The sequence below is a fragment of the Collinsella sp. LCP21S3_A3 genome (assembly GCF_052118905.1).
GTDB lineage: Bacteria > Actinomycetota > Coriobacteriia > Coriobacteriales > Coriobacteriaceae > Collinsella.
The window spans coordinates 161,311-186,939 of record NZ_JBQKGH010000002.1 but is presented as its reverse complement, the minus strand read 5'-3'; the positions used below and the strand labels follow the sequence as shown (position 1 = coordinate 186,939).

General features: G+C 60.9%; 21 protein-coding genes. 9 read left to right on the top strand and 12 right to left on the bottom strand.

Annotated features, from left to right (window positions below):
* Nucleotides 1-158 precede the first annotated feature (158 nt).
* Both ACTQ0H_RS01980 and ACTQ0H_RS01975 read right to left on the bottom strand, forming a co-directional pair.
* Nucleotides 159-1,670: a nucleoside hydrolase-like domain-containing protein gene (locus ACTQ0H_RS01980; RefSeq protein WP_441547709.1), complete on the bottom strand. Its 1,512-nt coding sequence runs from the start codon at nt 1,668-1,670 to the stop codon at nt 159-161.
* A gap of 78 nt (nt 1,671-1,748) precedes the next feature.
* Nucleotides 1,749-3,083, bottom strand: coding sequence for a prolyl oligopeptidase family serine peptidase (locus tag ACTQ0H_RS01975; protein ID WP_441547708.1), 1,335 nt, complete (start codon nt 3,081-3,083; stop codon nt 1,749-1,751).
* Nucleotides 3,084-3,573: 490 nt separating this feature from the next.
* Here ACTQ0H_RS01975 and ACTQ0H_RS01970 point away from each other — a divergent pair, with 490 nt between their 5' ends.
* The 4 genes from ACTQ0H_RS01970 (at nt 3,574) to pyrE (ending at nt 9,190) form a co-directional block, all read left to right on the top strand.
* Nucleotides 3,574-5,001, top strand: a complete 1,428-nt coding sequence (locus ACTQ0H_RS01970) for a PTS transporter subunit EIIC (RefSeq protein WP_441547707.1) — start codon at nt 3,574-3,576, stop codon at nt 4,999-5,001.
* Between the two features lie 210 nt (nt 5,002-5,211).
* Nucleotides 5,212-6,525, top strand: a complete 1,314-nt coding sequence (locus ACTQ0H_RS01965; protein ID WP_441547706.1) for an apiosidase-like domain-containing protein — start codon at nt 5,212-5,214, stop codon at nt 6,523-6,525.
* A gap of 315 nt (nt 6,526-6,840) precedes the next feature.
* Nucleotides 6,841-8,385 (top strand): LuxR C-terminal-related transcriptional regulator, encoded by a 1,545-nt coding sequence (locus ACTQ0H_RS01960; protein ID WP_427793657.1) that lies wholly within the window; start codon nt 6,841-6,843, stop codon nt 8,383-8,385.
* A 121-nt stretch (nt 8,386-8,506) separates the two neighbouring features.
* Nucleotides 8,507-9,190, top strand: coding sequence for an orotate phosphoribosyltransferase (gene pyrE / locus ACTQ0H_RS01955; protein ID WP_161145429.1), 684 nt, complete (start codon nt 8,507-8,509; stop codon nt 9,188-9,190).
* A gap of 235 nt (nt 9,191-9,425) precedes the next feature.
* On the opposite strand, the gene ACTQ0H_RS01950 is transcribed toward pyrE, so the two are convergent.
* Entirely contained in the window at nt 9,426-10,280 is an 855-nt protein-coding gene (locus ACTQ0H_RS01950) for a MurR/RpiR family transcriptional regulator (RefSeq protein ID WP_441547705.1), read from the bottom strand.
* A 42-nt stretch (nt 10,281-10,322) separates the two neighbouring features.
* Nucleotides 10,323-12,893 (bottom strand): hypothetical protein, encoded by a 2,571-nt coding sequence (locus tag ACTQ0H_RS01945; protein ID WP_441547704.1) that lies wholly within the window; start codon nt 12,891-12,893, stop codon nt 10,323-10,325.
* A 116-nt stretch (nt 12,894-13,009) separates the two neighbouring features.
* Between ACTQ0H_RS01945 and ACTQ0H_RS01940 the strand changes: the two genes are divergently transcribed.
* The 4 genes from ACTQ0H_RS01940 (at nt 13,010) to ACTQ0H_RS01925 (ending at nt 17,239) form a co-directional block, all read left to right on the top strand.
* Entirely contained in the window at nt 13,010-14,017 is a 1,008-nt protein-coding gene (locus ACTQ0H_RS01940; RefSeq protein ID WP_441547703.1) for an AraC family transcriptional regulator, read from the top strand.
* 172 nt (nt 14,018-14,189) lie between these two features.
* Nucleotides 14,190-15,638: a glycoside hydrolase family 1 protein gene (locus tag ACTQ0H_RS01935; protein WP_427747645.1), complete on the top strand. Its 1,449-nt coding sequence runs from the start codon at nt 14,190-14,192 to the stop codon at nt 15,636-15,638.
* A gap of 273 nt (nt 15,639-15,911) precedes the next feature.
* The gene (locus ACTQ0H_RS01930) at nt 15,912-16,448 is read left to right on the top strand and encodes a PTS sugar transporter subunit IIA (protein ID WP_427719835.1); all 537 of its coding nucleotides are present in this window, start codon (nt 15,912-15,914) and stop codon (nt 16,446-16,448) included.
* A gap of 233 nt (nt 16,449-16,681) precedes the next feature.
* Nucleotides 16,682-17,239, top strand: coding sequence for a hypothetical protein (locus ACTQ0H_RS01925; RefSeq protein WP_441547702.1), 558 nt, complete (start codon nt 16,682-16,684; stop codon nt 17,237-17,239).
* Nucleotides 17,240-17,386: 147 nt separating this feature from the next.
* Here ACTQ0H_RS01925 and ACTQ0H_RS01920 read toward each other — a convergent pair whose 3' ends face one another.
* The 8 genes from ACTQ0H_RS01920 to trxA form a co-directional block, all read right to left on the bottom strand.
* The gene (locus ACTQ0H_RS01920; RefSeq protein WP_441547701.1) at nt 17,387-18,055 is read right to left on the bottom strand and encodes an HAD family hydrolase; all 669 of its coding nucleotides are present in this window, start codon (nt 18,053-18,055) and stop codon (nt 17,387-17,389) included.
* Between the two features lie 124 nt (nt 18,056-18,179).
* Entirely contained in the window at nt 18,180-19,214 is a 1,035-nt protein-coding gene (gene hypE / locus ACTQ0H_RS01915) for a hydrogenase expression/formation protein HypE (RefSeq protein WP_441041778.1), read from the bottom strand.
* Nucleotides 19,215-19,295: 81 nt separating this feature from the next.
* Nucleotides 19,296-20,411 carry a hydrogenase formation protein HypD gene (gene hypD, locus ACTQ0H_RS01910; RefSeq protein ID WP_441537710.1) on the bottom strand — a complete coding sequence of 372 codons (1,116 nt, stop codon included), beginning with the start codon at nt 20,409-20,411 and terminating at the stop codon, nt 19,296-19,298.
* Complete coding sequence (locus tag ACTQ0H_RS01905; protein WP_441537709.1) at nt 20,411-20,671, bottom strand: HypC/HybG/HupF family hydrogenase formation chaperone; 261 nt, start codon at nt 20,669-20,671, stop codon at nt 20,411-20,413. Before ACTQ0H_RS01905 ends, hypD begins: the two co-directional genes overlap by 1 nt.
* A 134-nt stretch (nt 20,672-20,805) precedes the next feature.
* The gene (gene hypF, locus ACTQ0H_RS01900; protein WP_441537708.1) at nt 20,806-23,463 is read right to left on the bottom strand and encodes a carbamoyltransferase HypF; all 2,658 of its coding nucleotides are present in this window, start codon (nt 23,461-23,463) and stop codon (nt 20,806-20,808) included.
* 117 nt (nt 23,464-23,580) lie between these two features.
* The gene (gene nikR, locus ACTQ0H_RS01895) at nt 23,581-24,087 is read right to left on the bottom strand and encodes a nickel-responsive transcriptional regulator NikR (RefSeq protein WP_441537707.1); all 507 of its coding nucleotides are present in this window, start codon (nt 24,085-24,087) and stop codon (nt 23,581-23,583) included.
* A 1-nt stretch (nt 24,088) separates the two neighbouring features.
* Complete coding sequence (locus tag ACTQ0H_RS01890; protein WP_006235225.1) at nt 24,089-24,337, bottom strand: hypothetical protein; 249 nt, start codon at nt 24,335-24,337, stop codon at nt 24,089-24,091.
* A 220-nt stretch (nt 24,338-24,557) separates the two neighbouring features.
* A complete protein-coding gene (gene trxA / locus ACTQ0H_RS01885) occupies nt 24,558-24,878 on the bottom strand; it encodes a thioredoxin (protein ID WP_427719294.1) in 321 nt (106 codons plus the stop codon).
* A gap of 115 nt (nt 24,879-24,993) precedes the next feature.
* On the opposite strand from trxA, the gene ACTQ0H_RS01880 reads away from it, so the two are divergent.
* Entirely contained in the window at nt 24,994-25,590 is a 597-nt protein-coding gene (locus ACTQ0H_RS01880; RefSeq protein WP_441547700.1) for a hypothetical protein, read from the top strand.
* Nucleotides 25,591-25,629: the final 39 nt, after the last annotated feature.

Sequence of the window (25,629 nt, the reverse complement as noted above, 5' to 3'; positions counted from 1 at the left end):
CGCTCGATCTTTCACGATACCCAGACGGCTCAACGAGTCTCCACAACTGGGACACATGGCCCATTTTCGGCCACTCATTGGGGACGTACTTAAATGAGTGGCAGCTGGGGATGCTCCATGCCGAATGTGGCGGCTGCCGAATGTGGGCGCCGTCCCTGCTACGCCACGGTCACGGCAACCTGGGCGTAGCGGCTGCAGGGGCGCTCGGCGCGCGTCTGCACGGTAAGGGTGAGCACGAAGCGGTCGCCGGGCTGCGCGTCGGCGGGCACGATAAAAGCGGTGCTCACCGTGCATTCCTGCCACAGCGAAAGATCCTGCGTGCCTGCATAGCTCGACGGGTCCACGGCGACATCCCAATGTGCATCAAAGCCCTTGCCGTCGGGGTCGACGACGGTCGCTGCAAGGGTGACGCGCTCGCCGGCTGTAGCGCTGCGGTCGGCCGTGACCTCGACAACATATGCCGGATGCGAGCAAGCTGCCGGATCATGGGCGCACCATTGCGCGCGGGCGGCAAAGTCTTCCTGATAGGCGCGCAGGTAGGGATTGGGGTTGCCGTCTACGGGCGTGCCGATGGCGGCAAAACCGGCGGGTGCGTCCGTATCGGGATGTCCATCAAGAAACATGCGGCCGAGCAGTGTGTCGAAGCCGCGGTCGTCGATACCGCGCAGGCCAAACGGCAGCAGCGGAATATAGGTCATGCTGTCGCCTTCGGCCATAAAGTCGCCGTGCTCAAACTGCATCGCGGGCATGCCTTCTAGACCCCAATCCAGACGGGCATGCTTGCCAAACTGAAAGCGCTCGGGTTCATTTTCGTAGACCTTGCCGTCGCCATAGAGCATGTAGCGTGCCATGAGGGGGCCGTTACCCTGCGTGAGATTCTGCTCAGGCCAAGGTGCCCTAAACAGCGGCAGCGTATCGGGTTGAGCCATCTTGGCATCGACATAGCCGCCATACATATAGGGCACACACCAAAAGATGAGCTCGGGAAAGAGCTCGCGTCCATGGTCGAGCCATGAGTTGTCCTGCCCCACGCCATCGGCAACGCCCATCACGCGCACCTTCTGATAGACCCGCTGCTGCACGGCAGGCCATTCGGGCGTGGCGCGATAACGCTCGGCAATACTCATGAGGGCGCGAACGATGGTGTTCATGCCACCCCAGCTGAGCAGCCATAACGTACGCGGATCATCATCCAAGATTGCCTGCGCAATTACACGAGATCCCTCAGTTTCCTCAGTCACATCACCCTCAAAGGCAACATTTCCCACAAAGGTGCGCTCGATCATCTGGGCGGGCGTGGGAAACGGCGGCTCACCGGCAGCGCCCGCATTCGCCTGCAACTGCGGCCAAGCCTGGGCGTATTCATTACTCCAGAGACTCTCAATCCAATGCTCGGGAAACGGACGATACTCACGAAGCTCGCCGGCCAGCGGATCGGGCTCATGAGGCACAACATCCCACTCATAAGAGCGACGCCCTTTGGTCCGCCAATGCGAATTCACCTCGCCCAGCGTATGAACCCCATCCCCAAGAAAGTGATACTGCGAAGCCGTATACACCACAGCCTGAACATCAAGCACATTAAGATACAGAGCCAAATGAACGAGCGAGTTCATATCGTCGACTTCCATATCGGTAGTAACAATCACCCGAGTTAACTCTTGGGACATAGGAACAGCTCCAATCAAAATCAATTCAGCCAGTTACGCGCAAGGCAAGACGGGACCCCGTCCCCGCGCCGGGACGGATTACCGTTTGACCCTGGCCGACCACTCCCAGCAGCCCACCGGCTCGCCGTCGATGAGCACGCTGCCCCCGTCGAAGTCTTGATAACACAGGTCGTTGAATTGGTGGATCCACACGCCGTGGTTGAACGTCTTCTTGGGCGAGCCATCGGTCTCGCGATAGCGACCGGTCAGGTCCTCGACATGGCTAAAGTAGGTAAGGTGCACGTTGGCTCCGGCGTCACGCAGGCGTGCCGTGAGCGGCAGCACGGTCTGCTGCGGCGACACGAGCTCGTCGCCCTTGGAGTGCGTAAACCACAGCGGCGTCTTGGCGAGCGCGGCTACGTCCTCGTCCGTGGCGTTGTACCACGGGGCACAGCAGGGAAGGCCGGCGGCGAAGAAATCGGGGTAGTCGGCGCACAGGCGCAGGGTCATAAAGCCGCCGTTGGAAAGGCCGGCGACCACGATGCGGTCGGTGTCGATGCGCTCGGCATGCTCGGCGACAAACTCGTCGATGAGCGCCTTGAGTACGGGGGAGTAGATGCTCTGGTTGGAGCGGCCGAGCTGCTCGACGCCGTTATCCATCCAAAACGTGGGAGACTGCGGCACGAGCACCCAGGCAAAGCCGCCAAAGTAGCGCTGGATTTGCGCCTGGCTAATGGCTGTCACGCGGTTGCCGATATAGGCGCGCGTGGCGCCTTCGCCCTGCGTGGCACCCCTGCCTTCGCCGGCGCCGTGTAGGTACACCACGAGCGGGGCCTTTTGGGGCACGACCGTGGCCTCGGGCGCGAAGGGATTGAAGCAGGCCGAGTCCTCGGCTTTAAAGCTGGGCTCAAAGAAGCCGTACTCGAGCGCGATGCCATCAATGGCAGTCTTTTGCACGGCATTGCTCCAGCCCTTGAGCGCGGGGCAGATGTCGCCGCGACAGGTATCGAAGACCAGGCCGCAGGTGGGTTCGCCGTCGTTGCCGGGAAGAGCCGCGAGCTGCGTGACGTGCAGCTGGTTGTCGAGCATGCGCGAGCCCATGACGCCGCCTTCGATCTTTTTGGTCAGGCGCTGCTCGGCGACCTCGAGTGCCACATGGGTGCCCACGGCGAGCTTGCGGCCGTTCTCGTCACTCGGATACGCGGCGAGAACGTCGATGTAGCCCACGGAGGGCGTGGCATGGTCGGCGCCGTGCTCCTTGCGCATCAGGACCTCGCCCGTGCGCTCGCGACGCTCTACATATATATGGAAAGTGTTCGCATCGACATCGTTGGCGCGCACGGTGCAGGGTAGGTCGAGAACGACCTTGCTGATCCAGGGGCCAAAGTCGCCCAAGGTGCTGACGGTTGCGTAGGTGCACGATTTGAGTTCCATGAGCTGCCTCCCTTGTGCCGCGCGTGCTAAACAATCGCGGCAATACAATCTAAACATGTTTAGTGTAAAGCAGAATTTGAGAATAAGCGGATGAACTCGGTAAACGGTAGCATCAAACGTTCAATGAACTACTAAACACTTGTTTACTACTATCTAGCAGGGCTTTTGTTGATGAGTCAACAAGGCATTGAGGTGCCAGATTATATAAAATCCCACGTAAAAGACCATTTATAAATAAATGGCACTATATGTAATGCCTCTGCATTCAATTACGTTCACCCCCGATTTCCTACCGTTCACCGGACTGCAAACGGCAAAACTGCCACAAATTCAACGCTGAGTGTAAACTAAGCGCTGTAAACGTTCAGTAAACAGATTGTTTACGACAGCGTATCCAAGGGTTCGGTAACCGTAAGGGGTTATGGTCACCGGGCCAAAGGCGTGCCTGCGCCCAGGCGATTAGGCACACGACGATATGGGGAGGGGTCCCATGGCAGTAGATAACAAGCAGATTGCCACCGATGTCCTCGAGCTCGTGGGCGGTGCGGAAAACGTCACCGTCGCCACCAACTGCATGACGCGCCTGCGTCTGACGCTCAAGGATAACAGCAAGGCCGACGTGGAGAAGATCAAGAAGGTCAAGGGTGTTCTGGGCTGCCAGTTCGCCGGCAGCCAGCTCCAGGTCATCATCGGCCAGAACGTGCCCAAGGTGCTCGCCGAGTTCGTCGCCATGTCCGGCGTCAAGCAGGGTGCCGCGGTCGACGAGAACCTCGACGCTCCTAAGGAGAAGTTCGAGATCAAGAACCTGCCCAACATCATCCTCGACTACCTGTCGGGTTCCATGACCCAGCTGATTCCGCTGCTCATGGCCGGCGGTCTGTTCCGCACCATCGCTGCGGTTCTTGGTCCCACCATGCTCGGCGTTATCTCCGATACCGATCCGACCTACACGTTCCTCTACACCACCCTGTACGAGGCCACGTTTACCTTTATCCCCATCTACTTGGGCTATGCCGCTGCTAAGAAGCTCGGCGCCTCTCCGGTTCTGGGCATGCTCCTCGGCGGCGCTCTCATGGCCCCGTCCGTCGTGAGTGTCGCGACTCAGGAGGGTGGCGGAATCATCTCCGTCTATGGCATCCAGATCACCGCTGCCAACTACCAGCAGTCCGTCCTGCCGATTATCCTCTCGGTGCCGGTCCTCTACTTTGTTGAGAAGTTCTTTAAGAAGGTCATGCCCGACGTGCTGTCCACGGTCTTCACGCCGTTCTGCACCATGATCGTCACCATCCCCATCGCCTTCATCGTCCTTGCCCCGATCGGCAACGAGCTCGGTACGCTGATTGCCAACGCTCTCTTTGGTCTTGCCGACCTTGGCGGTATCGGCATCCTGATCGTCATGGCCGTCCTCGGCGCCTTCTGGCAGCTCTTCGTGGTCTGCGGCATGCACATGCCCGTCATCCTGCTCGCTCAGGTTCAGATCATCGCCGCCGGCTACGATCCCTTCGTCTTCGTTTCCACCAACTGCGCTATGGCCGCCGTCTGGGGCTGCGCTTTCGGTGCCTTCCTCAAGATGAAGAACCCCGACGAGAAGGGTCTTGCCCTGGGCTACGTCATCTCCGCCATCGCCGGCGGCGTCACCGAGCCCGCACTCTTCGGTATCCTCATGCGCTTCCGTCGCACCATGCTCGGTATGTTCATCGGCGGTGCCATCGGCGCTGTGTTCTCCGGCCTCATGGGTGTTACCTACTACCTGGCCGGCGGTGCCTCCAACTTCCTGGTCTTCACCAACTACCTGCAGGGTGGCCAGATGAACACCGTCTGGGCTATCGTCGGTATGGCAATCTCCTTTGTCATCGCAGCCGCCGTCGTCTTTGCCACTGGCTTCTCCAAAGAGGAGCTCGCCGAGATGGAGGCCTAAGGCCAAGCCATTCGGTCACATACGACCTTACCTACACGACAGGGCCCCGTCAGGCGCAAGCCCGGCGGGGCCCTTCTTGCAAGGTAGACTGATTGGGGGCGCGTGGCGTCTGCTCGCCGGGGCTTGCTAAGCGCCAGGGGCTTTCGCGCGGGGTTACCGCGAAAACCCCTGGCGGTTCGCAACTCCTTTATCAAACGAAAGGACATGCAGATGAGTTTGGGAAAGCTGACCGTCAACGGTCGCCAGGACGGCTTTTTGTGCGAGGGCAAACCGTTCTTTTGGTTTGCCGATACGTGCTGGAGCGCGTTTACGAGCATTACCGAGGCCGATTGGGACTACTATCTGGCCCGCCGCGCCGAGCAGGGCATGAACGTGCTGCAGATCAACACGCTGCCGCAGTGGGATCGCTGCTGCCCCGACCTTGGCATTTGGCCCTATGCCAGCGAGGATGGCGTGCATTTTGATTGGTCCCGCCCCAACCAGGTGTACTGGGATCGCGCTGCTGCCATGTGTCGCGCTGCCGTCGAGCACGGCATCCGTCCGGCGCTCGTGCTTATGTGGTGCAACTACGTGCCCGGCACCTGGGGTGCCAAGATTGCTGAGCATTGCGGTGCCGAGGTTATGCCGCGCGAGGAAGTCCGTGCCCACGTTGCCCGCGTCGTCGAGAACCTGGGCGAGTTCGACCCCGTCTACGTGGTGACGGGCGATACCGACTTTACCAGCGACGAGGCGATCGCCTACTACGAGGATGCTCTCGACGAAGTCGTCAAGCGCGCGCCCGAGGCGTTGCGCACTATGCATATCAACCGCGGCAACCGCACCATTCCGGCACAGTACCTGGACCGCCTGGACTTTTACATGTTCCAGCCCGGCCACAACTACGAGGGCCAGCCCGAGGCCTGGCACCTGCCGCAGGACTTTATCGCCAACTACCCTAAAAAGCCGATGGTCAACTCCGAGCCCTGTTACGAGCAGATGGGTGCGTCGCGCAATGTGTACTGGCGCTTCACCGCGCAGGACTGCCGCGCGAGCGTGTGGTCGTCGATCCTTGCCGGTGCGAGCGCTGGCGTGACCTATGGCGCGCACGGCGTTTGGAACTGGCAGACCAGCAAGAGCCAGGGCTCGGTGCTGGGCGAGGGCTTCGACATGCCGTTCCGCTGGCAGGAGTGCCTGCAGTTTGCGGGCGTTTGGGACTTTGGCGCGATCGAGCATGTGCTTGCCGGTCTGGGCGCTACGGCTGGCGACGACGCACTTGCCGTGGTTCCGGCGCAGGAGCTGCTCGATGACGCGCGCGAGGCCATTCGTGTGGCGCGCGTTGGCGATCACGTCGTCACGTACCTGCCGCGCACTACGGCGCTCAAGTTTAAGCTCGACGGCGCGTGCGGCTGGACGGCGACGGTCCTTGACATGGAGGACAAGCGCATCGCCAAGCTGCCCGTTCGCGACAACGGTGACGGTACCGTGCGCGTGGCTCAGCATCCCTTTGAGCACGACGCACTGGTGATCTTGGCTCCCGGGCGCTAACGGCTCTTCTCCAACATTTACAATCCAGTCCCTTTCATGAGGTTGCGACGGAATGGTTCCTGCATGACAGCTTTAAGCTGCCAAGGGAGCCATTCCGTCGCACTCATTGGGGACGTACTTAAATGAGTGGTAGTGGGAGACGCTCCTAGCCGATCTAGAGGTCTCGCGTGTCCCTTCTGGTCCATGCGGCTCAAAATCGCGGCGTGATGTGGACGGTGGGCTCGAAATGAGCGGCATTTCGAGCCTGGCTTCGATATTGAGACTGGTTCTGTTTTAAAATAGATTTCCAGACAATTGAGCGGCTGGGGGTTAACCATGAGAGGCACGGGAGACACAACCGCATGTCTGCGTCGGGGCATTCAGGAGATTATATGCCTGGCTCTGTTCTTCTTCACGTTTTTGGCGTGCGAGTATCTCTTTGATGTGCGCATGGCCGAGTTCGTGTCTCCGAACGAGGTCGTTATTTATGAGAGCCTTGTCCTCGGCGCGAGTGTGATTGGCTTTCTTGTACGTCCCGTTCTGTACTATCGCCGTCCCCATGCCATCGATGCAACGAGTGACGTTACGGGTGTTTTGCTGGTGGCGGCATTCCTGCTGTTGATTATGGCGGTTCGGACTGAGGTGGTAATCGCCGGCGGTTTGGTGGCGTGCTGCGCGCTGGGCTACTGCGGATCGACTGCCCATGCAAACTTTGCGCGGCGCTTTGCGCGGACGCCCTGCTTGGCGCGCGCCGCCGCACTTTCTTACGCCATGGGCGTTCTGGTGCAGGTCTTCAACCATATGGTGATACCTGCCGGCATTCCTCAGCAGGCTGTTCTGGTCGTCGGTGCGATCGCGCAGGTGGCGTTGCTTCACGGTGCCCGACGCGCCAAACTGCGCGATGAGTCCGATCCCAACTTTGAACCCAGTGCTGCCGGGCTTTCGGTAGATGCTTTGGAATATGGCGCCAAGTGGCATGACGAGCCCGAGACAAAGGCGGCATTCCGCCGCGCCGTAGTTCGCCTGACCGTGGCGACGGCGTATCTTTCCGGCGTATTCGCCGCTCTCAACGCGGGCCTCACAACCCTGCATGCTACCGGAGCCGTTGATTTGGGTGATTGGCCGCGCCTGCTGCTTGTTGCGAGTTCGTTGGCCGCCGGCGCCCTATTTGACCTGAGCGGCCGTTCGTATATGAATATCGGCATGACATGTGTCGCCATGCTGTCCACGCTTTCGTTCTTTGTGCTCATCATCGATGGCAATGGCGGCAACGAGCTTGCTGCCACGATCATCTTTTATCTGGGCTCGGGCTTCTTTGTGGTGTTCTTTACCACAAAATTCGCCGCTATCTCGCTCTATGCGCACTGGTCGTATTTTTGGCCGTGCATGGGTCGCGTCGTCAATAACGTGTGCTCGATGCTCGTGACGGCGCCGGCGGTGGCGATTATCTCGAGTCAAAACGTGCTGGCTGCAGTCGGCGCGGCACTCGTGATGTTTGTGGGTATTGCGATTACGCTGTTGGGACAGTTGGGGCAACGGGCCGATGATGCCGTGATGCAGGACGGGCTGGCGCTTGCTGCCGACAATCTTGGTGGAGATCTTGCGCCCGCATGTTCCGACCCCGCGCTTGTGGAGGCAGCGGAGCCCACGCCCGATGAACGCCTCGATGCCTTCGTCACCACCTTTGGGCTTACAGAGCGCGAGCGCGATATTCTTGAGGCCTTGGTCGTTTCGGATCAGAGCGTTCAGGACATTGCCGCAACGCTTTTCCTTTCGCGCTCTACGCTCTACCGCCACATTTCCTCGATCAACAGAAAGACCGGTACCGACTCGCGTGTGGCCCTTATCAACTTCTTCTGGTCCTGGGCACCCAAGGACTAGCGTATGAGGCGCCGCCCAGTTCCTTACTCTAACGGGGGGATGTGGCTCCAAAGCGCACCCGCATCGACGCTTCGCCTGCGCTAAACTGGAGGGCACGTACGCGATTACGAGAGGAGCCCGCATGGAGGCTTACAAGCAAGAGTTCATCAAGTTTATGGTTGAGTCCGACGTTCTTAAGTTCGGCAGCTTTACGCTCAAGAGCGGCCGTCAGTCCCCGTTTTTTATGAACGCCGGCGCTTACGTGACGGGCTATCAGCTCAAGAAGCTGGGCGAGTATTACGCCCAGGCCATCCACGATAACTTTGGCGACGACTTTGATGTGCTGTTTGGACCGGCCTACAAGGGTATTCCGCTGGCCGTCGTGACCGCAATTGCCTACCACGAGCTGTACGGCAAGGAGGTCAAGTACTGCTGCGACCGCAAGGAGGCCAAGGATCACGGTGCCGATAAGGGCAACCTGCTGGGTTATGAGCCCAAGGACGGCGACCGCGTGGTCATGGTCGAGGACGTTACCACCAGCGGCAAGTCCATCGACGAGACCTATCCCAAGGTTAAGGCTGCCGCCGACGTCGAAATCAAGGGCCTGATCGTGTCTCTCAACCGCATGGAGGTCGGCAAGGGTGGCGTGACCACCGCTCAGAAGGAGATCGAGGCAAAGTACGGTTTCCCCGTCGCGAGCATCGTCTCCATGGCCGAGGTCGTCGAGACCCTCTACAACCACGAGATCGATGGCAAGGTCGTCATCGATGACGAACTTAAGACCGCCATCGACGCCTACTACGAGCAGTACGGAGCACAGGAGTAGTTACGGCGTTTTACCAAACGCCGTAACCGGCCGACGCTGCGCGCCGCCCAGGGCGACAGTTTGTCATTCAAAAGGCGAGGCATGACCAGAAGGTCAATGCCTCGCCTTTTTCACGCCAACTTGTTCGCCCTGGACGTCGCTCGCTGTCCGTCCTCTACTTGCGGCGTTGTCTTGCTCCGAATGCGGCCCGCTCGCTGCCGTTGCCAGAGTAGTCATTGGGGACGTTCTTAAACGACTACTTAAGCCCGGGCAGGCGAGTATAGGGGAACGAACGCTCCAGGAATTCGGAGCAGCGGGCGTAGTCTTTGGCGAAGTAGCTGCTGTAGAGCGAATCGAGTACGTATTGCACGGCGATGTGGCTGGCGAACTGCGTGATGCGATGCGTCATGCTCTCGTGGTCACTCACCGTAAGGTAGGCGGCAAAGCCGGGGTGAATGCGAGCGCAATAAGGCGTGCCGATGACGATGACCGGGACATGCCGACTGCTGAGGATCGGCAAGATGTCCTTGAGGTTGGGGGCAAGGCCGCTGTAGGAGATGACGATTGCCACATGGTCGGGATCCGAGGCGAGTGCCGTTCGCACCTGGGCCTCGACACCGTTGTGGCACGTCGCGCTTTTACCGGCAGAGAGCAGGCGGTCGCGGAACATTCCCGCTGGATAGAGGTTGTGCGAGCCCGTGTAGATGTCGACCTGTCGGGCGTTCGCGATGAGCTTGGCGGCGTGGTCGAGCTGCGTGGGGTCGAGCAGCTCCTGCGTTTCGGCCAGCGTGGTCTGGTAGAGCCCCTCCATGCGCTCCATAACCTGCGCAGGGCTGGACGTAGCATCGAAAGGGAAGTTGATGTCCACGTCGCGGCGGTTTCCCGCCTCGGTTGCCAAGCGGATGAGCTCGACCTTGAGATCCTTGAAGCCCTCGAGGCCGAGCTTTTTGCAAAAACGATGCACGCTCGCGACCGAAACGTTGGTGCGCGCGGCAAATTCCTTAATAGAAAGCCCGCGGATGTCCTGACCGATGGCAAGGGCTGCAATGCCGAGCTGTTGCTCGGTGGGGGTGAGCCCCTGCGCCTCGATGATCTTGCGTTTGATATCCATACGAACTCCCACACTCGCCAAACCTGCCAAAAAGGGACAGGTTTATTTTGGCAGGTTTTGCCCGCAAAGGGTAACGGGGCCGAGGATGCCGCTGGGGGCGACGGGCTCGGTGAGGGCGAAAATGTCGGGGATCGCATGGTCGAGCGTGTTGATGACGTCGATCGTGAGCTCATGCGCACCGGCGGAAAGTGCGCCGGCGGCAAAACGATAGGGCGGGCAGATGCGTGTGCCGAGCGGGCGTCCATCGAGCGTGAGCGTCGCGGTTTCGTAGACGTCTCCCAGGTCGATTGTGGCGTCGGCGCAATCGTTGGCCAGCTCAAACGACGCATGATATCGGTAGGTACCGCAGGTGCCGGTGAACAGATCGGCTGTAAGGTCGCACAGGTGCTTGAGCTTTTGTGATTCACCAAAGGCGCCATTGCTGCCGGCAGGAGAGAGGGCGACGGTCCATGGGCCTTCGATGCGCAGGCCGAGCGACGTGTCAGCGTCGATTGTGCCGTCTCCAGGCGCATTCTCGCTGCTCGTTTCCAAAACAACGATGCAGCTCTCGAAGGGTGCGAGCTCCAACGCACCGTCAAACGCAACGGGCCCGGCGCCGTTTAGCAGGTCGAGCCGCGTGCCGCAAAGGCGCTCGCCTGTCGCAAGTGCAACCGTGCAGTCGATGCGCTCGCGTGGGTGTTCGTTGACGAGCATAACGTAGGTCTCGCCCACCCGCTCGTAGCGAAGTGCGCGTAGCCAAGGCTGCGGTGTGTCAGGCACAACGGTCTGCAGTCCCGCGCTTGCAAGCGCGCGGGCGACATCGGCCAGCGGCGTTGCGACGAGCCTTCCCAGCTCGACCGCGCCATCGGTATCGTAGAATGTGCCGGGCACCTCGTCGACGGCAAGCACCATAACGCCTGCATCCGCCATGCGTCTCATTGCCTCCGCCGTCGCAGCGCCAATAAATGAAGCTCCTGGCATAACAAACGCCTGGTAACGACAATCGTTTACGGTAAGTAATCCGTCGGCAATCGAAACCTCGTAACGGTTCTCATCCTCAAAAGCCTCGGCGGGCACAAAATCAAAGTCGATCTGCGCGCGCGTGAGCTCTGCCGCCACGCGCTCGATAGGCATGGCGTTGCCGGCCCATTCGGCATCGGCATGGTACAGGATGGCAACGGGGCGCATGGCATAGCCTCCTGAAAGCAGCGTTGCCGTACGGTTCATATAGCTCATGAGCTGGCCAAAGTGCGGCCATTGCGGATTGTTGCCGTGTGCGTAAAAGTGCGGCGGGCAGTCCCAATCGGGGAAGGGCGCCATGCTAAACGCGTGCGGCGTAAACCAGTTAATACCGCGGACGAGCATGTGGTCGGCGATCCATTTCATCTCGCGCAAGCCCTCGTGCCAGCCGAAGGCGCCAAAGACCTCGGCCATGCAGCGCCCCTGCTTTTTGGGGTCGAGGCGTGCGGCCGAAGAGCCCAACTTGGCGAGCGCGTAGGTAAAGAACTCCATGTTCCACGCGCCGTGGAAGTAGCTGTAACGTCCGTGGTCGACGCTGGGGGCAAGCTGGTTGATGACAACGTCGATGCCCGCCATATCCTGCCCGGCGACCGCGCGGAAGTAGTGTCCGGCGCCCTGGCCCAGGCGCGTGTGGCAACTCTTGTCCTCAATCACATGTCCGATGTGCATGACGCCGCGCTTGCGGCACCAGTCACCAATCTGCTCGTCAAAGCACGCGCGGTAGAGTTGCGTGGCGATGTCCATGTAGGTGTGGCGGACCCGAGCGCCGGCGGGGTCGCGCGTCCAAAGGCCGCGGAGCTCGGCAAGCCAGCTCGCGCTCAACTCCTCGTGCAAGCGGCGGGCAAGTTCATCCGACCAGGGCAGTGCCATATCGCCGCGTCCAATAAAGCTGCTGGTGGAAGCGTCTTCGAGGGTCGCACCCTTCTCGTTCATAAAGCCCGGTTCATCGGTAAAGAAGCCCAGAATGGTCTTGCCGAACTCGTCGCCCAGATGTTCAAACGTGGGTTCGTAGACGGCGTTGATGAGCATACGGCACGAATCGGCGTCGACCATGTTGATGTACTCATCGCGAAAGCCGGTCTTTTGGCTGGTGACGTAGAGCTCGAGGGTGGTGATGCCGGCAGGAGCGTCAAAGCGCAGGCGGACGGGAGTGCCGTCCTCGGTCTGTTCAACGGCGAGCTCAAGGTCGAGCGGTGCACCGGTGGCGTCGAAAGTCGCCGTGCCCACAAAGCGCTCCGTGGGATCCATAAGATTGCCGAGCTTAATGGTCGTGGACGGCTGGGGACCGACGACCGTTACCGTGCGATGCTTAAGCACGGTCTTTTTGAGCGCGGGGTCTACATCCTCGCCTGCAAGCGCGCCGTTGGCGTAGCCCGTGGGAAAGTGGGCATCATCGAGCAGCCAGATCTTCAAGTCCAGGCGCTTGCACTCGCCAATGATAAAACGCAGGTCGGACCACCAGCCGTCGCGACAAAACTCGGGATGCGTGCGCGATTCGAGGCAGACCTCGTGGATGTCCGCCCCGGCAATCTGCTCTAAGTATTCGGTAATCGTCTCGCGCGCCTCGCCCTTGAGCCACAAGAACGGAAGCACATGGTTGTCGTATGCCGCCATATCCACTCTTCTAAAACAAACCTTTTAAATCGATTGAAGTCAGAGTACGTCGCGCGCACACTCCTGCTAATATCAAAACCACGGCAGAATATGACCAAATCAATGATGGTGGCGCTATGGATATCGCGCGTTTGGACAATCTTTTGCTCAAGCTGACCGACAGCGAGCGCGCTTACTGCGCAGGCACCCGCTATGACTGGAACGATGCGTTCGGCTCGGGTCATCAGCAGAATATCGGTGAAAAACATATCCATAAAATCGGTGACCCGACGCGAGCCCTGCACCAAGAAGGCATGCCTGAGGGCCTGTCAATCGTGCGCAACTCGCGCTTTAACCCCGTGCCGGAGCATGTGCACAATTATGTCGAAATCAGCTATGTCTATCGAGGGCATGCGCCGCAGGTCGTCAACGGCGCACGGCTCACGCTTGCCCAAAACGAGGTGCTCTTGCTCGACGCGGCCTGTCCGCATGCCGTAGGCGAGCTCGGCGAGCATGACATTATGCTGAGCATCGTCATCTCGCGGGTGATGTTGCACCGCAGCCTAGAGCAGAGCCTGTCGCCGTCAAGCGCCGTCTCGCAGTTCCTCATTAATGCCCTCAATGACGAAACCGACCATCGCGGTCATGTGCATTTCCGCACGGGCAACAGCCGCCGCGTGCGCCGATATATGCAGGAGATGCTGTGCGAGCTTCTGGAGCCGACGGCGGCGAGTCCCCAGATCGTGTCGAGGCTGTTTGAGTTGCTGCTGGTCGAACTTATGCAAAGCTATGAGACATCGCTGCTGCAGGCGGACATGCCCACGCTGCCTTCGGCGCAGGTCGCGGCCGCCGTGAGCTACATCGAGCGCCATGCCTGCGATTGTACGCTCGAGGACGTAGCCCGCCACCTGCATCTGAGTCCCAACTACGCAAGCGCGCTGCTCAAACGGCAGACGGGCCGCACGTTTATGCAGCTCGTGCAGGAGAGCCGCTTGGCACGCGCGGCAACATTGCTCGACGCCGGCGCCACTGCCGAAACCGCGGCACGAGAGGCCGGCTACGCCAACATGAGCTTCTTCTACAAAAAGTTTGCCGAGCGCTATGGCTGCACGCCGGCCGTCTACCGCCGGCGTTTGCCCAGATAAAACCTGCCAAAATAAACCTGTCCCTTTTTGGCAGGTATCAGGAAGTGTCAGGGGCGGGGCGATGACGGGGCGCAAGGGCGAAAAGAAGTGTCGGGTTTGGTGCGCCCGCTTCTGCCCGTCCCGCGCGTGGGCGATACTCAGCTTATCGATCCGCGATGCAAAGGAGATGCTCATGGCAAACATCAAGTTCCCCGAGGGATTCTATTGGGGCGGCGCCACCGCCGCCAACCAGTTTGAGGGCGCTTGGAACGTGGACGGCCGCGGTCCTTCCGTCGACGACCATTTCTTGGGCGGCAGCTACAAGGAGCCGCGTCAGATTACGACCGATATCGACCCCAACCGCTTCTACCCCAATCATGACGGTATCGATTTCTACCACCACTACGAGGAGGACATCGCGCTGTTCGCCGAGATGGGCTTCAATATGTTTCGCATGTCCATCTCCTGGAGCCGTATCTTTCCCAACGGCGACGACGCTGAGCCCAACGAGGCCGGCCTCGCCTTCTACGACCGTGTCTTCGACTGCCTGCGCGCCCACAATATCGAGCCGCTCGTGACCCTTTCGCACTACGAGATGCCCTATCACCTGGTCGAGAAATACAACGGCTGGGCGAGCCGCGAGCTCATCGGCTTCTTTGAGAAGTACTGCCAGACCGTCTTCGACCGCTATCAGGACAAGGTCAAGTTCTGGCTCACCTTCAACGAGATCAACTGCGGTACTCAGGACATGGGCAACCTCTTTGAGACCAGCATGATTCAGGGCTTTGAGGGTCCGGCGTCGGCGGTCCACACCACGCCGCAGGCTCGTATGCAGGCGTTGCATCACCAGTTTGTCGCCAGCGGCCGCGTCGTGCGCTATGCCCATGAGCATTACCCGCAGTTTAAGATGGGCAACATGGACTGCTTCATCCTTTCCTATGCCGCCACGTGCGATCCGGCCGACGTGTTCGCCACGCAGCAGGAGATGAATACCATGAACTGGTACTGCTCCGACGTGCAGGTGCGCGGCAAGTACCCGTTCTATGCCAAGCGCTTCTGGGCCGAGAACGATGTCGAGCTCGTGATGGAGGACGGCGACCTGCAGGATATCGCCGACGGCAAGGTTGACTTCTACACCTTTAGCTACTACATGTCCGGCACCGTGGGCACCCACAAGGACCACGAGATGACCGAGGGCAACATGACCTTTGGCGGCAAGAATCCCTATCTGGAGTCCACCGACTGGGGCTGGCAGATCGATCCGCTGGGCCTGCGCATCGCCCTCAACGAGATTTACGCCCGCTACGAGATTCCGCTGATGGTGGTCGAGAACGGCATGGGCGCCTACGACGAGGTCGAGGAGGACGGCTCCATCCATGACCCGTATCGCATCGCCTACCTGCAGAGCCACATCAAGGCCATGGGCGAGGCCATTGCCGATGGCGTTGACCTGATAGCCTACACCTGGTGGGGTCCCATCGACCTGGTTTCCGCCGGCACTGGCGAGATGCGCAAGCGCTACGGCTTCATCCACGTCGATAAGTACGACGACGGCACCGGTACCTATGAGCGCCGCCGCAAGGACAGCTTCTTCGCATACCAGAAGATCATCAAGTCCAACGGCACCGAGGGCTTGGAATAATTGAGCCCCGGCGTTCCGCTGAACGCCGGACCGGCCGCCGACTACGTGACCACCGACGTCGATGACGACGGCATCTGGAACGCTTTTGTTCACCTGGGGCTTATCGAGGCTTAATCGACAATATGAGTGCCCATGGGAAAAGGTTTTGGAAGGGCTTGGAAGGGCTTGGAAGGGCTTGTGATTCGGGTCCTCGCCTTAGCATTTTGGCCATTTGGCACTATAATCACCATAGGTATGCGCATAACGTTGCGCTTAATCAAGAGGAGAAAACGTATGGGTCTGTTTGATATGTTCAAGAAGAAGGCTGAGCCCGTGGCTGCCGCTGCTCCGGCCTCCATTTCTGCTTCTGCCGGCGCCGACGTGCTGTGTTCGCCCGTCAAGGGCAAGGTCATCAAGATGGCCGACGTGCCCGATCCCGTCTTTGCTGGCGAGGTTTTGGGCAAGGGCTGCGCCGTGTGGCCCGAGGACGACCTGGTCTACGCTCCCTGCGACGGCAAGGTGACCGTCACCATGGGTCACGCCGTGGGCCTGCAGTCCGATAGCGGCATCGAGGTTCTGGTGCACGTTGGCGTCGATACCGTCAACATGAATGGCGACGGCTTCGAGGGCTTCGTCAAGGCCGACGACGTCGTGAAGGCCGGCCAGCCCTTGCTCAAGATCGACCGCGCCAAGATCGCTGCCGCCGGTTACAAGGACTGCGTCGTCGTGGCCGTGTCCAACACCGCCGAGTTTGCCGATGTCGAGCTCGCCGTCGAGGCCGAGTCTGCCGTCGCCGCCGGTGACGCCATCGTTAAGGTCGTCCGCAAGTAGTCTGCGGCATCCAGAAGATGCACAAGGGTGGTCGGGTTATCCGGCCACCCTTTTTTAATAGGCCGAGTAGGCGCATTTTATTGCAGGGGGCTTGCTTTATGGGCCATTCACTCGTCAAATTGAGCCGCCCACGCTTTTGCGACGTAGGGGGTTGAACGGAGCCGCTAATATGGACCTACTGTTACGACGTGCGCTGCGCGGGAAACGCAGCGCCGCTTGTTTGGAGGAATGTCATGAAAAAGAAGCTGCTGCTTGCGCCCTTGATGGCTGCCCTGGTCGCGTGCGTGGTTTTGCTTTCCGGCTGCGGAGGGCCTTCGGTGGAGGAGCTCATCACCGACGACCTTACGAGTCAGTTTGACGAGATCAAGAACGGCGGCGATGATTTCCTCTCCGGCCTGGAAGAGGCTTCGGGCGACGAGTTTGAGCAGCTGGGCATCGATCCCGAGGAGTATGCCAAGAGCTATCTCGAGGGTTTTGATTACAAGATCGGTGATGTGACGGTCGATGAGGACAAGGGCACCGCGACCGCCGAGGTCACCATCACCTGCAAGTCCATGAACAAGATCGTCGAAGATTTCGCCACCCAGTATCAGGAGAAGATCTCCGCACTCGATACGATGCCTTCCGAGGACGAGCTGTACAAGATGGCCGGCCAGGTGATGGTCGACGTGACCAAGGCCGCTAAGACCAAGGACACCAAGGTCACCTTTAAGTATTCCGCCAACGAGGATAACGAGTGGTCTGCCGACGATTCCGCAACCACCGAGATGATGAATGCGATGATGAACTAGTTCGTTGCGGCGTTTTACCAAACGCCGCAACTGCTCGACGTTGCGTGGGCACCAGAGCGACAACTTGTCATTCAAAGAGGACGGCATGATCAGAAGGTCTATGCCGTCCTCTTTTCATGCCAATTTGTTCGCTCTGGTGCCCGCTCGCTACTCGCCCAGCACCAGCGCCGCGAGCTCTGCCTGGCTGTCCACCACGTAGTCGGCGCCGGCGGCTTCCAGCTCTGCGCGGCCGCGGAAGCCCCAGCTGACGCCTGCGCTCTTAAGACCGGCGTTGTGGCCGGTCAGGATATCGACATTGGAATCGCCTACGTAGAGCGTGGTCGCCGGGTCGGCGCCCAGCTCTTCCATCACATGCAGCGTGACGGGTGCTTCGGGCTTGGGCGGAAACGCATCGACACGGCCCTGTACCAGCGCAAAGCGCTCGGAACCAAAATACTTCTCGATAAGCGGGGCCGCCGAGACGTGGTCCTTGTTAGTGAGCACGGCAAGCTGCACACCCGCGGCACGCAAGCGGTCGAGCATCTCGGTCGTGCCGGCATAGGGGGCGGTGTGGTCCTCCTTGTGCTCGCCGTAATAAGCCCTAAACTCGGCAAGCGTCTGCTCAAACATACGGCCGTCGCCCGCGTACTCGGCGGGCATAAAGCGCTCAACCAGCTTGAGCATGCCGTTTCCCACCTTGTAGCGGTACTCGTCAACGGCAAATGTGGGCCAGCCGTGCGCCTCGCAGGTATGGTTGCCGGCGGCTGCCAGGTCCTCGAGCGTGTTGAGGATGGTGCCGTCCAGATCAAAGATCACATGGGAAAAAGCTGCTGCCATGAAAGCTCCCGTCATTGGGCTTCAAAACGCACCCCATAATACTGGGCTTACGCGTTGGGTGTGCTTGGAATCTGAACATCTCCAGGGATATCAGGTGACATCACGCCGACCGTGCGATTCCGCCCTAGCAAATCCTTGGCAGCTGCTCTCCCACGAGCATGTCGAGGATGCGGGTCGAGCCCCAGCCGGTGCGAACGCGCACGGCGGGACGGGCGTCCGATCCAAGCGGCAGCACGCGACCGATGATGGCGGCATTCTCGCCGTAGCGGGCGGCGCGCATGGCGCTCAGCGCGGCATCGGCTTGCTCGGCCGGCACCACGGCAACCATCTTGCCCTCGTTTGCCACCTGCAGCACATCGTAGCCGAGCATCTCACATGCGGCCTGCACGTCGGGGCGCACGGGCACGGCATCCTCGTCGATCTCCATGGCAACACCGCTGGCCTGGGCAAACTCGTTGAGTGTGGATGCCAGGCCGCCGCGCGTGGGGTCGCGGAAACAGCGCGTGCCGGGCGCTGCGGCCAAAACGTCGGCAATCAGGTGGTTGAGCGGCGCGGCATCGCTTTCGATCGTGCTCGAAAATGCCAGGCCCTCGCGTTGGCTCATGATGGCGATCCCGTGGTCGCCGAGTGTGCCTGACACCAGGATAACGTCGCCGGGGCGGCAGTTGGCGCCGCTGAGCGCCACGCCCGTGGGAACCTCGCCCACGCCGGCGGTATTGATGTAGACGCCGTCGGCCCCGCCGCGCTCGACCACCTTGGTGTCGCCCGTGATTATGGACACGCCCGCCTCGCGCGCCGTCTCGGCCATCGTCTGCACAATCTGGCGGAGCTTATCCATGGGATAGCCCTCTTCGAGGATAAAACCGCACGATAGGTAGCGCACGTTGGCGCCCGAGGTCGCGACATCGTTGACGGTTCCGCACACGGCGAGACGGCCGATGTTGCCACCGGGGAAGAACTGCGGCGAGACTACAAAGCTGTCGGTCGACATGGCGATGCGCCCGCTCGCGGGCAGCGCGGCGACGCCGGCGTCGTTGCCTTCGAGCAACTCGGGCGTCCCAAAGGCATCCAAAAAGACCTCATCGATGATGCGTTTCATCATCTGACCGCCGGAGCCATGGCCCAAAAGGACGTTGCTATCGGTGATGCTATGGGACATATCCAAAACTCCAATCGTGGGTGGAATTATATGGGTGAGGCGCAGCGTCGACCAGTCCGCCGCTCGTTAGAACGGCGGAACCTAATAGTCGCGGTAGCGGTAGTACGCCGCGCAGCTGCCTTCGGAGCTCACCATGCACGGGCCGATGGGGTGCTCGGGCGTGCAAGTGCGGCCAAAGAGCGGGCAGCCGCTCGGCGTAATGGCCCCGCGCAGCACGTCGCCGCAGCGGCACCCACGCGGCTCGACCGTCGCCTCAACGGGCACGTCAAAGCGAGCATGGGCATCAAAGCGCGAGAACTCAGGGCGGATGGAAAGGCCCGAGTTGGCAATTGGCCCCAGCCCGCGCCATGTGGTGTCGCATGGCTCAAACACTTGCTCGACCAGCTGTCGCGCCACGGGGTTGCCGTCTGCGTTGACGCCACGGCGGTAGGCGTTGTCGATCGCGGGCCTGCCCTCGACAGCCATCTGGACCAGCATGCAGATGCCTTGCAGGATATCGACCGGTTCAAATCCCGTGACCACGCCCGGGGTATCGAACTCGTCGACCAAAAAGCTAAAGGGCGCCAAGCCCGTGATGGTGGCGACGTGGCCCGGCAGGATAAAGCCGTCGATGGCGGTCTCGGGATCGTTGGCGATGGCGCGCAACGCCGGCGGCGTGGTCTTGTGGGCGCAATAGACCGAAAAGTTCAAAAGCCCGCGCGCCTCGGCCTCCAAGATGGCAGCGGCGATGGTGGGCGTCGTAGTCTCAAAGCCCACGCCCAAAAAAATGACCGGACGATCGGGGTTTTGCTCGGCAATGTCGAGCGCATCGAGCGGGGAGTAGACGATGCGGATATCGCGCCCTGCCGCCTTTTGCGCAGCGAGCGAGGTGGACGATCCGGGCACGCGTATCATGTCGCCAAAGGTGGTGATGATGGCGCCGTCTATGTTGGCGAGCGCGATCGCGTGGTCGATGTCACGGTTGGCGGTAACGCAGACGGGGCAGCCCGGGCCGCTCAGCAGCTTGAGCCCGGCCGGCATAATGGAGCGAAAGCCATAGCGGCCGATGCTCACGGTGTGTGTGCCGCAGACTTCCATAAGGTTGATGGTACGGTCGCCGACAAGACCGCGAATGCGTTCGATGAGCTCGCGAGCCAGCTTGGGGTCGCGAAATGCCGAAAAGTCGATACCGGAGCGAGCCGGCTGTCCGGCCGCCACTAGTATGCCTCGGCCGGGTTGCTGGCCAGTTGGTCTTCTTCGGTCAGTTCGGTCATGGCATTAACGAGCTCGAGTGTTTCTTGCGCTTCCTGCTCGTCGACGATCTGGATGCCAAAGCCGGCGTGTACGAGAATATAGTCGCCAACCTGCGCCGTTGGCACGAGTCGCAGCGACACGGGGCGCTCGATGCCCATCATATCGACGGTGGCCTTGAGGTCGTCGTCGCGTTTGACTACTTTGCCGGGAACGGCAAGGCACATATTGTTCCCCTTTTAGACGTTTTGCGCTGGATAGGCGCTCAATAATCCATCAGTTGATGGTAGCGCTCGCGGGGTTCGCGGGCAAACGCGTTACGCCTGTGAGACGGCTGGGCACAGCGGTGTGCGAGAGCGAGCTACTGCGATGCGATCTGCGCAAGACGAGCGCTTGCGACCGCCGCCTGACCGTAGGCGATGCAGCCGTCATTGACGGGCACGGTATGGGGGATAAGGACAGTAAGACCTGCGCTTTTGAGCTCGCGGGTGAGGAGCTGGAGCAGAAGTCGGTTCATGAACACACCGCCCGAGAGCGCAACGGTATCGAGGCCTTCACGGGTGCAGATCTCGCTGGCGATGCGTGCCGAGGAGCGCGCGACGGCGACATGGAAGTCGAGTGCGAGCCTGTCGGCGGGCACACTGGCTCTGGTTCCCTCCAAAAGCGCCGCAAAAAGTGAGCTGGGGCTCAGGACGAGAGACCTGCTCGAGGTAGTTTGGACAGTTGGTTCAGATTTGTACTTTTTAGAGTGGTAATGGGTGGTATAGATCGTCTGCGAGGGCCCCGAATGGGTTGATTTGGGGTATCCGGCGGGCGTATTAACCGCAAATGAGGTGCCTGGAGAGCCCTCTTCGGGGTAATCTGAGCCAAAACCGTTGGTTAGAGGGTCTGTTTTTAATACAAATCTGAACAAACTGTCCAGTCGCAATGGGTCAGATGCGGAACAGCCGTCTTTATCGCCGGGAACATGGGTAATTTTGCTGCCGAGCGCGCGCCAGGCGGCGGCTTCGAGTTCGATGGCGGGCTCGCCTTCGTAGGTTGCCTGCCCGCAAATGCCCAAAACTGCAGCGGCGGCGTCAAAGAGACGCCCCATACTGCTCGTGCGTGGGCTGTTGATGTTCCGCTCGATCATCGTTGCCGTCACGCTGCGTGTTTGCTCGTCTAGGCCGTCCAAGAGCCGCTCGGCCCCCGGATGTTCAAGCAGGCCGAGCTCACTGAGCAGGGCAAAGGCGTTGCGGCGGGCGTCGCGCACGGAGGCCGCCCCGCCGGGGAGCGTCCAGGTGCGCAAATGCGCGGCGCGCTCAAAGCCGCCAAGGCTGGCAACAAGAAACTCGCCGCCCCAAATGGTCCCATCGGTGCCGGCGCCGGTGCCGTCAAAGGCGATGCCAAGGACGCGCGCGTCGGTTGTAAGCTGGCCCGCGGCGATAGCCTCGGCCATTACGCTCGCGATGTGCGCATGATGGTGCTGCACCTCGACGAGCGGCAGATTGCATTTTCGCGCCTGCTCGCGCGCCCACTGGCTCGATAGATAGCTGGGGTGTAGATCGCAGGCCAAGGCGGCGGGCGCCAAGTCAAAGAGATCTTCCAAGCGCGTGCGCGCGGCGTTCCAGGCATCGAAGGTCCCGCCGTTTTCAACAACGCCGATATACTGCGATACAAAACAGGTTGCCTCACCGTTCGTCCCTTCACGCGTGAGCGCAATCGTGGCCTTTTGTTGTGGCCCGCAGGCGAGCACGCAGGACGGAGCGCCGTCGAGCGCCGGCAACGGCAGCGGCTGGGGTGCATATCCGCGAGCGCGGCGAACGGGCATGGCGACCCCACCGACCACGCGCACCACGGAATCATCGTAGCGCGAGAGAATCGCACGGTCGTTGCCAAGTAGCGCGTCAGCGATGCCGGCGGCAACAAGGTGCTCCCATGCAAGGGTATCATCGGTCTCGATGGGTTCTTCGCTCAGGTTTCCGCTGGTCATGACGAGTGCGTGCATACCGCGGGCGTCTGCCGCGGCAAGCAACAGATGCTGAAGCGGGGTGTAGGGGAGCATAACGCCGAGCTCGGGTAGATCGTGCGCGACGGACGGTGCGAGCGCGTTGGGGGAGCCGCCGCTCTCGCAAACGGCACGTCGGCGCAGCAGCACGATGGGGCGAATGCTGCCGGCCAGCAGGCCGCGCTCAACGTCGTTGACATGGCACAGGCGCTCAACATCTGCAAGGTTGCGCACCATAACGGCAAGCGGTTTGTTGCTGCGGCGCTTGCGACGGCGCAGCTCGGCTACCGTCTTCTCGTTGGAGGCGTCGCATACCAAGTGAAATCCGCCCAGACCCTTGATGGCGACGATACCGCCGTTGGCCAGCAGCTCAACACAGCGGTCGATAATGGCGTCGCTGGCTTCGCGCGTGGTGCCGACGGTCAGCGACGCGGCGGCTTCGCCGGCCTCGCGCCACGTAATGTGCGGCCCGCAATCAAAGCAGGCATCGGGCTGCGCGTGAAACCGCCGGTCAAGCGGGTCGCCATACTCTGCGGCACAGGTGGGGCACATGGGAAAGCAATCCATCGAGGTGGCCGCTCGGTCATAGGGCAGCGACCGGATGATGGTAAAGCGCGGTCCGCAGTTGGTGCAGTTGATAAAGGGATAGTGAAAGCGTCGGTCGGCGGGGTCGAACAGCTCGTGCAGGCAGTCGTCGCACGTGGCGATGTCGGGCGAGACGAGCGTCGTGTGGGCGGTTTGATCCTGCGATGCCACAATGCGAAAGCCCCGCTCGTTGGCGGCGTCCCAGTCGCCGGGCGCTAGGTCCATAACCTCGACATGCTCCACACGAGCCGCCGCAGGCGCATGCTCGGAAAGCGCGGCGACAAATTCGTCGAGCGCCTCGCTTAGGGCGTGCGCCTCGATATGCACGCCATCGCCCGCGTTAAGCACCCATCCGCAAATGCCATGCGCCATGGCCTCGCGATACACAAATGGCCGCATGCCAACGCCCTGCACAATGCCCGTTACATGGATATGCGCATGTCGCATGCGACCCTCCTTCATCGAGACCTGCCAAAAAGGGACAGGTTTATTTTGGTAGGTAAAACGTTAAACCTGCCAAAACAAACCTGTCCCTTTTTGGCAGGTGCGCTGCGGGAAATCCCGCTACAGCCCCAGGCTCTGCTCGGTGGCGGCACAGGTGAGCTCGCCGTGCTTAACGCCGCGCAGGCCCAGCAGGCGGTCAGCCAGCTCGTAGACACGTTCGCCGTGACCCTTGAGCGCCAGAATCTCCAAGCAGTTGTGGTGGTCCAGATGCACGTGCATGGTCGAGACAATCTCGTCGGTGTAGTCGTGCTGCACCTCGTCCAGACGGCGCGTCAGGTCGCCGGTATGGTGGTCATAGATCATGGTGAGCGACCCGATGACCTGCTCGTCGGGCGTTCGCATCTGCTCCTTGGCAATGGAGGCGCGTATCAGGTCGCGCACGGCCTCGGAGCGGTTGGCAACGTCGCCGCGGCGCGCGATTTGCTCGTCAAAGCGGCGCAACAGGTCGTCGGGAGCGGTGACCGAAAAACGGACCAGCTCGGAGGCGGAGCCGCTGCAACGGCAGCCCACGTCGCCGGTCGGCCCGTGCGGATGCTCGTGCTCGCAGGCGTGCTCGTGCTCGGCCACGCTACACCAGCTTTACGGAGCCAACGGAGTTATGGTCGGCCTCGATGGCCTCCTCGTAGCCCTCGAGTGCGTCGTGCGCCTCGTGGAGCGCCGCCATGGCGGCCTCGAGCTTGGCGCCAATGCGCTCCATGTCAAAGTTCTCGGTCGCATGCAGCAGCTGATGGCTCCACTCGTGGGCGAGCTCAATGGTGTCGTCGACCTGTTTGACGCTCATGGCAAGCTGGCTCATGTTCATTCCGACGTCATGCATGGGAAATCTCCTTTTGTACGGGTCTAATCATTGGTTCAGATTCTACTACGCCCGCTTTGCGCATCGCCGCATAAGAAAACGGGTGCGAGTCCGTCTGACCCGCACCCGTTCACTGGGGGCTGTTTGTGATTACCATACTATCCGTGGTCGCGGGCGCAACACCCGGCTCTCCGGCGAGCGGCACAAAACCGCTCATGGACGGCAACACATGACCGGCGTATTACAGGTGCTTCTCAAGCAGCGCCTGCAGCCTGGCCTTGGGCAGCGCACCGACGGAGCGGTCGATTTCCTCGCCGTTCTTAAAGACAATCAGCGTGGGGATGCTCATAACGCCAAACTTCATGGCCAGGTCCTGATTGTCGTCGACGTTGCATTTGGCGACGGTAATCTTGCCGGCCAGCTCGTCGGCCACTTCGTCAACGATAGGCGAGAGCGAACGACAGGGACCGCACCACGGTGCCCAAAAATCAACAAGCACGGGAAGGCTGCCGTTAACGACGGAATCGAAATTCTCGGGGGTAATCTGCTTAATGTCAGCCATAGTGACCTCCATAGTGCGACGCGGCTCGGCCGCGTAAAACTCAGTACGACCGTGCTTATACCCAACGGCCCGCAATGCAACCACTCGCGGGCGGCTCTTTTATATAATGGTGGGCATGCAAACGATTGGAGAGCGCATGCCCACGTCACAAAGCCAGAAAAAAGAAGCCATCGCCCAGGCGGCCGAGCAGGAGCTCGCATCGCTCGCGGGTCGCGGCGTGCGTATCGCGGGTAACGCATGCTCGCCGATTGTGCTGGTAAAAGGTGATTTAGACGATGCCGAGCGTGCGGGTGGCGAGCTGGCTGCCGGTCCAGACGGCGCCGCGTTGCGTAAGGCGCTCGGCGCCATCGGTTACGCGCCCGAGGATTTCTGCGTGCTGGCAAGTGTTGCCGGCGCGGGCGACGGAGCGGTTGCGATAGGCGAGGACCTGCCGTGCGAGCTGTTCCGCGAGGCGCTCGAGGCCTTGGACCCCGAGGCGGTCCTGCTGTTGGATGATCGCGCGGCCGATACCATGCGCGAGACCTACGCAGACATGCTCGTGGCGATCGACGACTTTGATACCGCCATGCTCAAGCCCGGCTTGGTCGCCCACGTGCAGGGTCGTCGTGTACTCGCGCTCGACGGCTTTGAGGCCGCGCTGACCGACAAGGCCGCCAAGCAGCGCATGTGGGCCTACATCAAGCAGCTGACCCCGGCCGCCGCGCCGCTGTAGCGGACTGGCGCCGGCAAGGCGGTCCTGATGGGTCGAGCG